At 61.4% G+C, this 14,656-nt stretch carries 15 protein-coding genes; 11 read left to right on the top strand and 4 right to left on the bottom strand.

Features of this window, described 5'->3' with window-relative positions:
- The first annotated feature begins 68 nt into the window (after positions 1-68).
- The 3 genes from AB4N33_RS05120 to AB4N33_RS05110 all read left to right on the top strand — a co-directional run bounded on the left by AB4N33_RS05120 (position 69) and on the right by AB4N33_RS05110 (position 1,885).
- Positions 69-980, top strand: coding sequence for a cupin domain-containing protein (locus AB4N33_RS05120; RefSeq protein WP_476456610.1), 912 nt, complete (start codon positions 69-71; stop codon positions 978-980).
- A gap of 102 nt (positions 981-1,082) precedes the next feature.
- On the top strand, positions 1,083-1,241 hold the full coding sequence (locus AB4N33_RS05115; protein ID WP_460123868.1) for a hypothetical protein: 159 nt from the start codon (positions 1,083-1,085) through the stop codon (positions 1,239-1,241).
- The gene (locus tag AB4N33_RS05110) at positions 1,238-1,885 is read left to right on the top strand and encodes a helix-turn-helix domain-containing protein (RefSeq protein ID WP_460141526.1); all 648 of its coding nucleotides are present in this window, start codon (positions 1,238-1,240) and stop codon (positions 1,883-1,885) included. The genes AB4N33_RS05115 and AB4N33_RS05110 overlap by 4 nt, the downstream gene beginning before the upstream one ends.
- A gap of 75 nt (positions 1,886-1,960) precedes the next feature.
- Here the strand turns inward: AB4N33_RS05110 and AB4N33_RS05105 are convergent, their stop codons facing one another.
- The gene (locus tag AB4N33_RS05105) at positions 1,961-2,470 is read right to left on the bottom strand and encodes a hypothetical protein (protein ID WP_460123863.1); all 510 of its coding nucleotides are present in this window, start codon (positions 2,468-2,470) and stop codon (positions 1,961-1,963) included.
- 467 nt (positions 2,471-2,937) lie between these two features.
- On the opposite strand from AB4N33_RS05105, the gene AB4N33_RS05100 reads away from it, so the two are divergent.
- From AB4N33_RS05100 to AB4N33_RS05065, 8 genes are all read left to right on the top strand, one after another.
- Entirely contained in the window at positions 2,938-3,990 is a 1,053-nt protein-coding gene (locus AB4N33_RS05100; protein ID WP_476456609.1) for an ABC transporter substrate-binding protein, read from the top strand.
- Positions 3,991-4,303: 313 nt separating this feature from the next.
- Entirely contained in the window at positions 4,304-5,230 is a 927-nt protein-coding gene (locus AB4N33_RS05095) for an ABC transporter permease (protein ID WP_460123857.1), read from the top strand.
- Positions 5,231-6,025, top strand: a complete 795-nt coding sequence (locus AB4N33_RS05090) for an ABC transporter permease (protein WP_476456608.1) — start codon at positions 5,231-5,233, stop codon at positions 6,023-6,025.
- Between the two features lie 214 nt (positions 6,026-6,239).
- Positions 6,240-7,700, top strand: coding sequence for an NAD-dependent succinate-semialdehyde dehydrogenase (locus AB4N33_RS05085; protein WP_476456607.1), 1,461 nt, complete (start codon positions 6,240-6,242; stop codon positions 7,698-7,700).
- 160 nt (positions 7,701-7,860) lie between these two features.
- A complete protein-coding gene (locus tag AB4N33_RS05080; RefSeq protein WP_460123849.1) occupies positions 7,861-8,949 on the top strand; it encodes an ABC transporter ATP-binding protein in 1,089 nt (362 codons plus the stop codon).
- Between the two features lie 264 nt (positions 8,950-9,213).
- Positions 9,214-10,503, top strand: a complete 1,290-nt coding sequence (gabT, locus tag AB4N33_RS05075) for a 4-aminobutyrate--2-oxoglutarate transaminase (RefSeq protein ID WP_460123846.1) — start codon at positions 9,214-9,216, stop codon at positions 10,501-10,503.
- A gap of 97 nt (positions 10,504-10,600) precedes the next feature.
- On the top strand, positions 10,601-11,287 hold the full coding sequence (locus AB4N33_RS05070) for an HAD family hydrolase (RefSeq protein WP_460123844.1): 687 nt from the start codon (positions 10,601-10,603) through the stop codon (positions 11,285-11,287).
- 38 nt (positions 11,288-11,325) lie between these two features.
- A complete protein-coding gene (locus AB4N33_RS05065) occupies positions 11,326-11,817 on the top strand; it encodes an Lrp/AsnC family transcriptional regulator (RefSeq protein WP_081567735.1) in 492 nt (163 codons plus the stop codon).
- Between the two features lie 51 nt (positions 11,818-11,868).
- Here AB4N33_RS05065 and AB4N33_RS05060 read toward each other — a convergent pair whose 3' ends face one another.
- Genes AB4N33_RS05060 through AB4N33_RS05050 form a run of 3 tightly spaced genes read right to left on the bottom strand, consistent with a single transcriptional unit; the run spans position 11,869 to position 14,643 of the window.
- A complete protein-coding gene (locus tag AB4N33_RS05060) occupies positions 11,869-12,579 on the bottom strand; it encodes a cupin domain-containing protein (protein WP_476456606.1) in 711 nt (236 codons plus the stop codon).
- A 15-nt stretch (positions 12,580-12,594) separates the two neighbouring features.
- Positions 12,595-13,878 (bottom strand): NAD(P)/FAD-dependent oxidoreductase, encoded by a 1,284-nt coding sequence (locus AB4N33_RS05055; protein WP_476456605.1) that lies wholly within the window; start codon positions 13,876-13,878, stop codon positions 12,595-12,597.
- A 60-nt stretch (positions 13,879-13,938) separates the two neighbouring features.
- Positions 13,939-14,643 (bottom strand): HAD-IA family hydrolase, encoded by a 705-nt coding sequence (locus AB4N33_RS05050; RefSeq protein ID WP_476456604.1) that lies wholly within the window; start codon positions 14,641-14,643, stop codon positions 13,939-13,941.
- Positions 14,644-14,656 lie beyond the last annotated feature (13 nt).

Here is a 14,656-nt window from a genome sequence, read left to right as displayed (position 1 = left end):
TGTTGGTTATAAGAATTCCGATCCATATTCTAAAGTAGCGATTACTTGCTCCTGAGTGTTTCCATTAGATGATTTCGTCGAGCCCACTGGTTGATTGGTTATTAGAGAGCCTGGAACTGCAGGCCAGCCTGTTTCACGTCGGGCGCTACTGCGGTGGCTGGCATGCGAGCACCCACGGCATGGCGCGAGCCAGCTTCCACCTGATTGTCCAGGGCCATTGCTGGCTGCACATCGACGGTCAGGAACAGGCCCAGCGCCTGGACGCCGGCGATGCAGTATTTCTGCTGCGTGACCTGAACTATCGGCTGTCAAGTACGCCAGACAGCGACACCGCGCAGCGCCTGCCAAAAATGAGCATGACGGCCCTGGACAGCCGGGCGCAGGACGGTGTCGGCCTGGTCTGCGGCTTCTTCCATTTCAAGTCCGGATTGTCGTCGCTGATCATTGAAGGGTTGCCGGACTGGATCATCCTGCGCGCAGGAGACCCGTCCTCGAACGCGGCCAGCGCGCTGTTCCAGTTGATCCTCGAAGAATGCCAGCGCCTGCCCGCGCCCTCCTCCGCATTGCTGGAGCGCCTGAGTCACTTGCTGTTCCTCTACGTGTTGCGCCAACAAGTCGCAGACAACCCGGACCTTGGCGGGCTGGTGGCCCTGGCGAGACATTCGCAGTTCGCGACGCTGCTGGATCAACTGATCGAACAGCCGCAACACGCCTGGTCGCTGGAAAGCATGGCAGCCTGTACCGGTTTGTCGCGCTCGGCGTTCTTCAAGCGATTCAGCGAACTGGCCGGGCAATCTCCAGGTCAGGTGCTGCTGGCCTTACGCATTCGCCATGCCTGCCAGTTGCTCAAGAGCAATCACACCGTGGAACAAGCCTGCAGCGCAGTGGGCTACCAGTCGATAGCCGCTTTTACCCGGGCGTTCACCAAGGCCGTGGGCGTGCAGCCAGGGGCTTATCGCAAGCAACACGAAGGGCGCTGATAAAAGAACAAAAAAGAATTAATAAATACAAAATCAGTATTTATCGTTATAAAAATATCGGCGTAATCTCGGGTCATTCCGTCATAGACCACGAAGTGCCTTATGAACCCGACCACCAACCTCATCGATTTCGTCGCTTATCGCAAACGCAAGCAAGCCCAGCAACGGGCTCGGGCCATGTGGGAAATGTATGCACGCAATGCTGGCCTGGGCTTCCAATGGGTCCAGGCTTCGCCGTCGAACGAGACCCGCCACGCGTGAGTGTCCAGGAACCCTCTCGCTTTCTGGCGAGTGCCGACCAACCCGTGCCAGACTTCAATAACCCGGACTCCTCGGAAGAAGACCCGATCTGCGAACGGGTGTCGCAAAACCTGCAACGCCTGCGCGCCAAGCGCCATCTGTCCCTCGACGCGCTGGCACGCCAATGCGGCGTGAGCCGGGCGATGTTGGCGCAGATCGAATCCGGCCGCAGCGTGCCGTCGATCAAGGTCCTTTGCAAGATTGCCAAAGGCCTGAAGGTATCAGTAGCAGCGTTCCTGGAACACCGCGCATTCGAAGGCGTTGCCGTATTGTCGGCCAGCCAGAGCAAGCGCCTGGTCAGTGGCAATGGCGCATTTGTCAGCCGAGCGCTGTTCCCTTTTGACGTGACCCGCCAGTCGGAGTTTTATGAATTGCGCCTGGGCCCGTTGGGCGAGGACACTTCAGAGGGCCACGGACCGGGCGTACAGGAAAACCTGGTGGTGTCACAGGGTGTGCTGGAAATCAGCGTCAATGATGAGCGCTATCTGCTGTCGACAGGCGACTCGATCCTGTTTTATGCCGACCAGCCCCACCGCTATCGCAACCCGGCGGACAGCGAGGCGGTGGCGTATCTGGTGGTGACGTACCCTGAGCGGTTGGATTAGCAGCCCCAGGTAACCATTCGGGCAATAAAAAACCGGCCAATACGCATTGGCCGGTTTTTTTTAATCCGCCGAAAATCAGCAGGTGCAGCACATCATCGGCATGCCGTTGCAGCTCATCATCATCGGCATACTGCAGTCGTTCATCATCTTCATCATCAGAGCGCAGCAATTCTTCATCATGTCCATGTTCATGCCGGCCATCGGCATGATTTTGCACATCATGCAATCGGCCATCATGGTGCATTCCATCACGCACTTCATCGATGGCATCGGCATGCCCATCATCGGCATCGGCATCATCATGTTCATCATCGGCATGGCCATGGCCGACTGTGCCATGCACATCATGCTCATGTTGCCGCAATGCATCATCATCGGCATGCCGCAGTTCATCATCATCTGCATCATTTCGGCGCTGTTCTTGAACATCGCCATGTCCATGCCAGCCGCCGGCATCATCTTGCACATCATGCCGTCGTCCATCATTTCGCAGGACATGGTCGCCATCATCATCGGCATGCCCATCATCGGCATCATCGGCATGTTGGCGTTCATCGGCATTTGCATCTGCATGGCATTCATCATGGCGGCGTTCCCTGAAGCAAGAGTTGGATAAAGTTGATGTGGGCAATTCTATGGATTAGCGGGATGCCAACAAGACGCCGATCGAACAGCAAATCCGGCTGCTGGAGTCCAGTAAGCGAGGTATTTGAAGCCGATGACCGACGCGATGACGAACTAACGTCCGCCATAGCGGATGCGTTCGGCGTCATTAGGTGTTTAATGCGGTTATGGATATGCGAGAAACATCTATTCAAATAACCCAGAGAAATAATCGATCTAACGGGTGAAGCATTCTTCCAGCTCACACCCGGCGCACGAAATACCGTGCCCGCTCGCATATTCGCAATAAACCACTTTTCATCCGCGCATTTGTGGCCGCTTCGTTCATGGACAAGCCGGTACATTAGATCTCCATGGTCCCGCAGAGCGACCGACAACAAAACCTACAGCTCGCCTCAGAAAATCTGCCAACCATTCGGAGTCTTTCCATGAGCACATCGCGCACCACCGCTTTTAAACTCGCGAGCCTGGCCCTGTTCATCGGTTGCGCCACGCAGGCCATGGCCGAGGACATCACATTCGTGTCCCAGGGCGGCGCCTACCAGGAAGCCCAAAGCAAGGCGATCCTGGAACCTGCGGCGAAAAAGCTCGGCCTGACACTCAAGCAGGACAGCTCGCCCAAGGCCTACCCGATCATCAAGACCCAGGTCGAGAGCGGCAAGGTCACCTGGGACGTGGTCGACCTGCCCACCGGCGACTGCATCCGCGGCGAAGCCGAAGGCCTGTTCGAGAAGCTCGACCTGTCGTTGATTCCCAACGCGGCGCAGATACCCGACAGCCTCAAGGACGAATACAGCGTCGGCTACATCAGTTACTCCACGGTGCTGGCGTATCGCACGGACGCCTTCAAGGGCGCGGAAGTGCCCAAGACCTGGGCCGACTTCTGGGACACCAAAAAATACCCGGGCCAACGCTCCCTGCGTAACCTGCCACGTCCTACCCTGGAAATCGCGCTGCTGGCCGACGGCGTGCCGATGGACAAGCTCTATCCGCTGGACGTCGATCGCGCCTTCCGCAAGCTTGAGCAGATCAAGCCCGACATCGCCACCTGGTGGACTTCCGGCGGGCAGTCGGCGCAACTGATCAGCGACGGCGAAGTGGACATGATCCAGGCCTGGAACGGCCGCATCACCGCTGTACAGGCCGCCGGTGCACCCGTGGCATTCGACTACAACCAGGGGGTGCTGGAAACCAACTCGTTGTGCGTCCTCAAGGGCTCGCCGCACAAGGTGGCCGCCATGAAGTTCGTCAACGAAGCCATTGATGCCAAGCTGCAAGCGGCGCTGCCGATGATCATCGACTACGGCCCGCTAAACCCCGAAGCCTTCAAGACCGGAGTGATCCCGGCGGACCGCGAGGCCAAGCTGCCTTCGGCACCCGGCAACATCTCGCGCCAGGCCCTGCTCTCGGCGCAATGGTGGGCCTCCGAAGCCGGGGTGAAGGCCGAAGAACGCTGGTTGTCCTTCGTCCAGAAAAAGTAACCACCGCTGCTCGCTGCGCCGCAGGTTAGAAGCCTCGGCGCAGGAGATGCCGTCTGCCCACGCGATTTCGACATAAAGCGCTTGCGCACCGGTCAATTGCGTCCACTTCATTCGTTGGCATACCGGTACATTAGGCCTGAGGGTCCCGCAGAGTGACCTGTGCAGACAACTCGCGCTCGCCTCAAGTACCTGCCCACCATTGGGAGTTCTTCACATGACACTATCCGAGCACCGCCCCCCGCTGTCCGCCACCGCCAGTGCTACCCGCCAGTGCTGGATGCCCTCCAGCCCTGCGCAGTGACGAGAGGTCATCATGTCCAACGCCTATCTCGCCAAATCCATGCCCGACTCCAGCGATCAGCACCAGCCACCGCTGACCAGCGAAGACGCCCTGGCCCGTGAAGAACGCAAGGAACACACCTCCATGCTGTTGCTGCTCACCCCGGCGCTGGTCATGGTCGTGGTGCTGTTGATCATGCCGCTTTGCTGGCTGGCCTTTCAGTCGGTGCAGACCGAGGAAGGTTTTTCCCTGGCCAACTACATCCGCATTTTCCAGGAAAGCATTTACTGGGACACCTTCGCCCTGACCTTCAAGATCAGCTTCCTGGTGACGATCCTGTCGATCGTCATGGGTTTCCCCATCGCCTACGCCGCCTCGCGCCTGCACGGTTTCTGGGCCAACCTGATCCTGATCTGCGTGATCCTGCCGTTCTGGACCAGCGTGCTGGTGCGCGCCTATGCTTGGCTCGTGCTCCTGCAACGCCGCGGGCTGGTCAACCAGACGCTGATGGACCTGGGCATCATCGACCAACCCCTGACACTGATGCACAACACCACCGGCACGGTGATCGGCACCCTGCACGTCATGCTGCCCTTCATGGTCCTGCCGCTGTATTCGGTGATGAAAAAAATCCCCCAGGACCTCATGCAAGCGTCCGAAAGCCTCGGCGCCAAGCCCTTCTACACCTTCCGCCGGGTTTTCCTGCCGATGGCAGCGCCGGGGGTCATGGCCGGTTCCATCCTGGTGTTCGTCATCTGCCTGGGCTTCTTCATCACCCCGGAACTGCTCGGCGGTGGCCGCACGATCCTGGTGTCGATGCTGGTGCAACGCAACGTCGAGCTCTATCACGCCTGGGGCGCGGCCAGCGCGGTTGGCCTGGTGCTGCTGTTTGTGGTGTTCCTGATCTTCTGGGGCATCAATCGCTTCATCCCCATCGAACGCATCCTGGGAGCGCGCTAAATGAACCTGCTTGCCAACCTGCGTCATCTTCGCCTGTCCCACGTGCTGTTCACGGTGCTGGTCGCGGCGGTCCTGTTGTACCTGATCATCCCGGTGCTGATCGTGGTACCCATGTCGTTCTCCGAGGCGCGCTTCCTGCAATTCCCACCCAAGCAATGGTCCTTTCATTGGTACGAGGCATTCTTCAACAGCGTGGAGTGGATGTCGGCGGCGCGGGTCAGCCTGATCACGGCCTTTTTCACCATGGCCATCAGCCTGCCGATCGGCATGGCGGCCGCCTATGCCATCAACAACTCGAGCCTGAAGGTGGTTCGGACGCTGCAGATCATCCTACTGCTGCCGATGATGGTGCCGATCATCCTGATCGCCGCCGGGGTGTTCTTCGTCTATGCCCGCGTCGGCCTGATCAGCACGCTGACCGGCCTGGTCCTGGCGCACATCATGCTCGCCCTGCCCTACGTGATCATCGCGCTGCTGGCCGGGCTGCGTAACTTCGACATGTCCCAGGAAATGGTGGCCCGCAGCCTGGGCATGAACCGCTTTCGCGCCTTCATGGCCGTGACCCTGCCGCAGATCAAGCCCAGTGTGGTCTCGGCGACACTGTTCGCCTTCATCACCTCGCTGGACGAAACCGTGGTGGCGCTGTTCATCTCCGGCGGCGACAACCAGACCCTGACCAAGCGCATGTTCACGGCGCTGCGCGACGAGATCGATCCGACCATTGCCGCCATCAGTTCGATCCTGATCCTGGCGTCGCTGATCCTGGTGGTGGTCGCCGGACGCAACAAGCAATAGCGACCCCGACAGGTCCGCCCGTTGAACCCACTTGCCCGCGATTGCGGGCAAGTGCGTTTTTACCTACCTGCCAGGGCATTCCCACCCCAGCACAGCCTGCCGTCACACGCCGTAATTCAGCATCTATCACCCGTGCCTGGGCTCATCTCGGCATCGGCCACTGAACGGGGCTTTTTACAATGAAGCCATCGTCCCCACCCTCAAGGCCCAGATCATGTTGAAAGAGCAACTGCGTGACCCCTCACTGCTTGTCGAGCGAGCCTATGTCAACGGCGCCTGGATAGAGGCCGATGACGGCGCGACCCTGGACGTCACCAACCCCGCCGACGGCAGCGTGATCGCCCGGGTACCCGCGTTGCAGAGTGCTGAAACCCGCCGTGCGATCGAGGCGGCGCAGGCGCGCTTCGCCACCTGGCGCGAAGTGCCGGCCGCGGAACGTGCGCGTTACCTGGAAGTGTGGTTTGCCCTGATCATGGAAAACCAGGAAGACCTGGCCCTGATCATGACCGCCGAGCAAGGCAAGCCGCTGACCGAATCCCGTGGCGAAATCGCCTACGGGGCGAGTTTCGTCAAATGGTTCGCCGAGGAAGCCCGACGCATCTACGGCGACACCATTCCCTCGCCTGCCAGCGACCGGCGCATCCTGGTGCTCAAGCAACCCATCGGGGTGGTCGCGGCCATCACGCCGTGGAACTTCCCCAACGCCATGATCACCCGCAAATGCGCGCCAGCCCTGGCCGCCGGCTGCACGGTGCTGGTCAAGCCGTCGGAAATGACCCCGTTGTCTGCCCTGGCATTGGCGGTGCTGGCCGAGCGCGCGGGCATCCCGGCCGGTGTGTTCAACGTGCTCACCGGCCTGCCCGCCGGGGTCGGCGGCGAGATGACCGCCAACCCGGACGTGCGCAAACTATCGTTCACCGGCTCGACCCGCGTCGGCCAACTGCTGATGAGCCAGTGCGCCGCCACCATCAAGCGCCTGAGCCTGGAACTGGGCGGCAATGCGCCGTTCATTGTGTTCGACGACGCCGACCTGGACCTGGCCATCGCCGGCGTCATGCAGAGCAAATTTCGCAACGCCGGGCAGACCTGCGTTTGCGCCAACCGCATCCTGGTGCAGGACGGCATCTACGAGCGTTTTGCCGAACGCCTGAGCGCGGCGGTCGCCGAGCTCAAAGTCGGCGACGGCTTGCAGAGCGGTGTCACCATCGGCCCACTGATCAATGCCGCCGCCGTGGACAAGGTGGCCCGGCACATCAACGATGCGCTGGACAAAGGTGCAAGCATCGCCATCGGTGGCGCACCTCAAGGCGAGGGGCTGTACGTGCAACCGACCGTGCTGCGCGATGCCAACGCCGACATGCTGCTGGCCACTGAAGAAACCTTTGGCCCGGTGGCGCCGCTGTTCCGTTTCAAGGACGAAGCCGAGGCCCTGACCCTGGCCAACTCGACGCCCTACGGCCTGGGTGCGTACTACTTCACCCAGGACATGCGCCGCGCCTGGCGTGTGGGTGAGCGCCTGGAATTCGGCATGGTCGGGCTCAATACCGGGATCATTTCCATGGAAGTGGCGCCCTTTGGCGGCATGAAGCAATCGGGCACCGGCCGTGAGGGTTCCAAATACGGTCTGGATGAATTTCTCGAGGTGAAAGCCTGGCACATCGGTGGCCTCGGCTGATCGAGGGCGGCGCAAGGCAGCCTGTAGCCCTCCACCCGCGCCGGACAGCAGATCCTGTTGGTCCGGCGCCCCAAAACGGCACGAACCGGGTCTGCGCCTGTGTTCAGATAACAGCAGACATCTATCGGGCAATCCCTGGTTCTACAGAGGACGACACTTCATGAATTTCACTGAAGGTTTTGAATCGGTCAGCGTTAACAAGGTGTGCAAGCACTACGGCAGCCTCAAGGCATTGAACAACGTGGACCTCAAGGTCGAAGCCGGGGAATTCATGTCATTGCTCGGCCCCTCGGGCTCGGGCAAGACCACCTTGCTGAGCATCCTGGGCGGCTTTATTCGCGTCAGTTCCGGCAGCATTTTGTTCGGCGAGCGCGACGTGACCCTGATGCCACCGCACAAACGTGAAATCGGCGTGGTGTTCCAGAACTACGCGTTGTTCCCGCACATGACCGTCGGCGAAAACGTCGCCTTCCCGTTGCGTGCCCGTGGCGAAAGCGCGAGCAAGAGCCGCGACCGGGTCAAGAGTGCCCTGGCGACCGTCGAGCTGTCCGGTTACGAAGACCGCAACATCGCCGCTTTGTCTGGTGGGCAGCGCCAGCGCGTGGCCCTGGCCCGCGCCATCGTCTTCGAACCCAAGCTTATTCTGATGGATGAGCCGCTGTCGGCGCTGGACAAGCAACTGCGTGAAATCATGCAGATCGAACTGCGCGCCCTGCACAAACGCCTGGGCGCCACCATGATCTACGTGACCCACGACCAGCGCGAAGCCCTGACCATGAGTGACCGTATTGCCATCATGCGCGGCGGCCAACTGGTCCAGGTCGATACGCCTCGCCGCCTGCACGATCACCCGGCCGATGATTTTGTCGCCAGCTTCATCGGTGAAAGTACCCTGGTGCCCCTGCAACGCGGCGCCGACAACGGCTTGACCCTGGGCTCCACGCCCCTGCGCACCACTCGCCCGGTGCCGGCCACAGGCGACGTGTTCCTGGCCCTGCAAGCGGAAAAGCTGCTGCTGGACAATGCCAACTCGGGGCCGGAATGGAACCGTCTGCGCGGTCGGGTTTCCGACATCGTCTTCCAGGGTGAAAGCCTCAAGGTCTTCGTCGACCTCGAAGGCGGCCCGACCGTCAGCCTGCGTCAACCCAGCCATCACGAAGGCAACCTGAGCCTGCCACCGATTGGCGCGCCCATGCTGATGCGCCTGCACCCCGAAGACACCATCGTGGTGCCCCGCGCCGGGGTTTGATTCAACCGATTCACAGCACTTCGGCCTGTAGCGGCACGGCTTGTTGGCAATAACGATTTCAGATCGCGCCGACACCGTACTGCTGCAGGCCGCCGTCATTTGCACTACCGGCTTACCGTTTACCCGGCACAGCGAAATATTTCGCAACACCGCCGCAAAACAGTCGATCACAGCACCCGGCGCCCCAAGTTCAGCGATTGTGTCTCCGGGCAATCCTTAAGCTGATGACATCACCCGCCACCTTCGGCGTTCACGGAGATCGAGATGAATTCTGCACTGACTGAAAACCAACGTTTGCTGGCCTTGCGCGAACAGCATGTGCCGCGCGGTATCGCCACCGCCCACCCGGTTGTCGCCGCACGGGCCGAGGGCGCCGAGCTGTGGGACGTCGATGGCAAGCGCTACCTGGACTTCGTCGGTGGTATCGGCGTGCTCAACGTTGGGCATAACCATCCCAAGGTGGTCGAGGCCGTCCGTCGTCAGGTCGGCGAGATCTCCCACGCCAGCTTCCAGGTGGTGGCGTACGAGAACTACATTCAAGTGGCGGCACGCCTGAACAAACTGGTCGGGGGCGATGCGCACTACAAGAGCGTGCTGTTCACCTCCGGCGCCGAAGCCGTGGAAAACGCGGTGAAGATCGCCCGTGGCTACACCGACCGCACGGCGGTGATTTCCTTCCGTGGCGGCTTCCACGGCCGCACGCTGTTGGGCGTCACCCTGACCGGCATGAGCCAGCCGTACAAACAGAACTTCGGCCCCTTCCCCGCCGAGATCTATCACGCCACCTACCCTAACGCCTATCGCGGTGTCAGCAGCGACGACGCGCTGGCGCAGCTCGATGAACTGTTCGCCACCGACGTGGCGCCGGATCGTGTCGCCGCGATCATCATCGAGCCGGTCCAGGGCGATGGCGGCTTCCTCGCCGCCCCCAAGGCATTCCTGCAAGCGCTGCGCGCGCGCTGCACCGAGCACGGCATTGTGCTGATCCTCGACGAAATCCAGGCCGGTTTCGGTCGCACCGGCACGATGTTCGGCTTCCAGCACGCCGACATCCAGCCAGACCTGGTCACCGTCGCCAAGAGCCTGGCCGGCGGCATGCCGCTGTCTGGCGTGGTCGGTCGCGCCGAGATCATGGATGCGCCAACCCCGGGCGGCCTGGGCGGCACCTATGGCGGCAACGCAGTAGCGTGTGCGGCGGCACTGGCGGTCCTGGACCTGTTCGAAGAGCAGGATCTGCTGGCACAAGGCGAGACACTGGCAGCGCAACTGCACGAAGGGTTGCTGGCCCTGCAAAAACGCTACCCGCGCATCGGTGACGTGCGTGGCCTGGGCTTCATGCAGGCGATCGAAATGGTCGCAGGCGATGCCGCACAGAGCCCCGATGCCGCGCTGGCCCAGAAGGTCATCGACGAAGCCCGCAACGCCGGCCTGTTGGTGATCAAGTGTGGCGTGCACCGCAACGTAGTGCGTTTCCTCGCCCCGCTGGTGACCCGTCGCGAGCAGGTGGCAGAAGCCTTGCAGATGCTCGACAAGGCACTGGCCGCCGCCTGCTGAACGGCCTCAGCGCCCGACCCGGCCCGACCTGCCTGGCAGTGTCGGGCCTGTGGGCGCAAACACGATGGAAGAGGCATGACCTACTCAGGAGCACGTCATGAGAGTCACCCATTACCAGGCGTTGGGCCTGTCCTTCGGCACATTGGTTGACCGCGAACGGGGCATTCTCGAAGGCCTGCGACCGCTGGCAGTGCAAAGTGAATCCAATGCCAGCGACACGCAATTGCTCAGTACTTATCGACAGGTGGCGCAGGAGCTTGCAGGCAGTGCCGCGCAGATGAGTGCGGCCGCCTTTCACGGGCAGCTTTACCAACGAGTGGCGCAACAATTGCAAACCATTGCTGGCTGGGACGAGAGTGTGGCATTCAGTAGCTCTTCATCCGTTTGGCCCTTGTATGAAGATGCTCCGGGAGCCCTCCAGTACCTGGGCAAGTTTTACCGTTTGATACTGATCGCCCCACCCCAGGGTATCGATGTGCAGGCCCTGGCGCGTCGTTTGCCGGTCGAGTTCGATGCGATCGTCGAACCCAGCCATGAGGACTGGCACAACAGCCTGGAGCGCGAGTTGCATCGCCTGGGACTGGAGCGTTCGCAACTGTTACCGGTGCGCAGTACCGAAAGCGATGACCCGTGGAATGAGCGGGTCGATTTTCCGGTCTGCACACTCCGTCGCGGCCATGACCAGCCGTGGAACCATTCGCCTCAGGCAATGGACGGCAAGCGCTGTGAATACGCCAGCCTCGCCGACCTGGCCCATGCCCACCAGCGGGCTTTGCACGCCTGAGGACGACGGCCCTGATTTGACATTGCGAGGACTGATCAATGGACGCTGCAACCAAGCTCGACCGTATCGACATCAACATCCTGGTCCAATTGCAGAAGGACGGGCGCATGACCAACGTCAGCCTCGCCGAAGCGGTCGGGCTGTCGCCCAGCCCCTGCCTGCAACGCGTCAAACGTCTGGAGGCCGCGGGCTACATCAGCGGCTACGAAGCCCATGTCAACCTGGCCAAATTCGCCAACTCGGTGACCGTGTTCACCGAAATGACCCTGTCGGACCACAAGCGTGCCGACTTCGTGAAGTTCGAATCGAGCATCCGCAACATCGATGAAGTACTGGAGTGTCACCTGATCAGTGGTGGCTACGACTACCTGGTGCGTTTCCTGTGCAGCAGCATCCAGCATTATCAGGAGCTGATGGAGTCGATCCTGGACAAGAACATCGGCATCGAAAAATACTTCAGCTACATCGTGATCAAGTCGCCCGTAGTCAAAAGCACTGTGCCGCTGCGCAGCCTCGTTCGGGCGGTATGAAAAAAACCCCTGGCCATCACCGACGGCCAGGGGTTGTGTGTTCATCCAGCGTTACGACAGGATGCAGAACACCTTGCGCACGGTCTCTTCGCTGACCCACGCATTGGTGGCGCCCTTGGGCACGATCACCGTCTCCCCCGCCTTCACAGGATGGCCGTCGCCCTGCGGCGCTGTCAGCGTCACAGAACCTTCGAGGATGTACATCAACTCACTGTAGGCGGGCTGCACTTGCCGGCGCGCGTACGCCTCGCATTGCCACAGCCCGATGCGCAAGTTACCGGCGCTGAAGAGCGTTTCACTGAAGGCCTTGGGCGTGGCCGTGATCAGCACGCTGGCGGCGGGCGGACTGCTTGGGGCCAAGGGCTGGGACAGATCGATCCTGAGAGGGACAGCGGGCGTCTGCGTACAGGCTGAAAGCCCCGGGAATGCCATGAACACCCGGCGCAATTGTCCCTGTTGCTGCCAATGCACACGCACGCCGCGAGGCACCACAAAGCAATCCCCCTGCGCCAGTTGCAGGTCGAAACCCTCACCGCGCAAACGTAACTCCCCGGCCTCGATCACACCCAGTTCCACCCAGGGAAAGGACTCGATGACAAGGTCCGCACCGGTGCTGACGCTGCTGCCAGCGGCGTAACCCTGCAAGGGATCGTGGTAATGAATGACGCGCCCGGCCGCCAGCGGATCGCCTTGCAAGGCAAAGGCGGCGCTGGGCAGCTGGCGGTCGAAATGGGGGTGGGAATAATGCAGAATCGGTGGCATACGCTTAATGCTCGCTCATCGTCCGATGACATCCAGGAACTGCTGCCAGCCCGCCGCCAGGCGCACGCCCGGCGCCCGGAAGGCATGCAGCGGAATAGGGTTGAAATGCTCGCCGGCCAGCAAGCCCAGCTCGACCTTTTCGCCGGCGGTCATGGCGGCCAGTTGCTTGCCCATCCAGGTCGACATCGCCACTCCGCCGCCGTTGTAGCCGATGGCATAAAAACTGCGATCATCGAGCTGCCCGGCGTGCGGCAGGTAGTCCAGCGTCATCGCGACAAGACCGGACCAGCGATAGGCAATTTTCTGTTCACGCAGGATCGGGAAAACATCGACCATACTGCGCTGCAAATCGTCGAACGCGCTTTGTGAGTCGTCCTTGCCGAACGCGCCGCGTCCGCCGAAAATCAGTCGATCACCGATGATCCGGAACCAGCGCAACATGCGCTTGGTGTCCCCACACACCTGCCCGCCCGGCATGATCTGCGCCAGCAGGTTCGGCGGCAGTGGCTCGGTGGCGATGATCGCGCTGCGAAAGGGAATCAGCCGGCGATGCAGCGTGTCGGTGGCGCGGGTCTGGTCCGAATAACCATTGGTGGCGTAGATCACCTGACGGGCACTGACCCGCCCCTGCGGTGTTTGCACGATGACGCGCTCGCCCTCTCGGGTGACCTGTTCGGCCGGGCTGTTGATGAAGATTTTCACGCCGCCCTCGACCAGGCTTCGAGCCATGCCGCGTGCGTAATTCAGCGGCTGGATACCGCCCGCTTTCGGGGTCAGCAGGCCACCTTCAAAAATCGTCGAGCCGGTCATCTCCCGCACTTGACCCGCTGAAATCATGAACGATGAAGTGCTGCCGGTTTCACGCTTGATCCAGTTCGCAGTGGACTCAAGGCCTCCCAGCGCGTGGACATTGTGCGCCGCCGCAATGTGCCCGCCCATGTGCAGTTGCGCACCGGTCAGACCCAGACTGTCAACCATCTCCACCAGGCTGTCGACGGCGGCGTAACCGGTGCGATACATCTGCAAGGCCGTGTCGCGGCCGAAGCGCGCCATCAGCGTCGGAAAGCCGACGCGAAACTTGGGTGACACCACGCCGCCATTGCGCCCGCTGGCGCCCCAGGCCAGGGTGTTGGCCTCGACAACGAGCGGCTCGCGGCCACTGCGGGCGATGTGATGCGCGGCCGAGAGGCCGGTGTAACCCGCGCCGATGATCACCACGTCGCATTGCCGCTCGCCTTCCAGCGATTGCAGTGCGGGGGCGGGTTGGGCGGTGGCCGCCCATAAGCTCTGAACAGTCATGCCGGCCTCTCGACTCAAAAAGGACGGGCACCCAGGCTCCGAGCCCGCGCGCCCAGAGGGTCAACCCAGTTCTTTCTCGACCGCGTCCGCCAGCTGTGCCAGCGAAGTGAAGTGATAATGCGGCTCGGTGCGCTCGGATTCGAGGGTGCCGCCTGTGCCTTTCTGGGCAAATCGACGCTCGATCCAGCAAGTCTGGTAACCCAGGCGCATGGCCACGCCAATGTCGTGGTATTGGCTCTGGGCAACGTGCAGGATGTTTTCGAACAGGATGCCCTGGGTCGCGAGTACACCCCGGGTGTAGGCAAAGAACTGCGGATCGGGTTTTTCGAAACGCACGTCGTCGACGGTGACCCGCACGTCGAACGGCTGATCGAGGGTTTCGGCCATGTAGTTCAGGGCCCAGATCTGCGAGTTGGTGGTGGCCACCAGCTTGAAGTGCTTGCGCAGGCGCTTGAGGGCTTCGACCGAATCAGGGAACGCCGGGAAGTTTTTCACCGATTGCGCCAGGCCCTTGGCGTAGTCGTCATTGTCCGGCAGGCCCAGCTTGGAGGCGATCACGTGATAGCAACGCTCCAGGTCATCCGGCCACCAGCCCGAATCCGTAGAGGCGCGCGCCTCGCGATAGGCCTTGAGAATGTCGTCGTCGCTGCAGGCCTTGCCTGCTTCACCCGCGACTTCACGGACGTGGGCGAGAATACCGGCTTCGAAATCGATCAGGGTACCGACAACGTCAAACGTCAGGGCTTTGAACTGCTTGAAAGACATAGGGCGCTCCGCA

The organism is Pseudomonas sp. S1_E05 (assembly GCF_056337105.1).
This window is presented reverse-complemented; position numbering and strand designations above follow the sequence as displayed.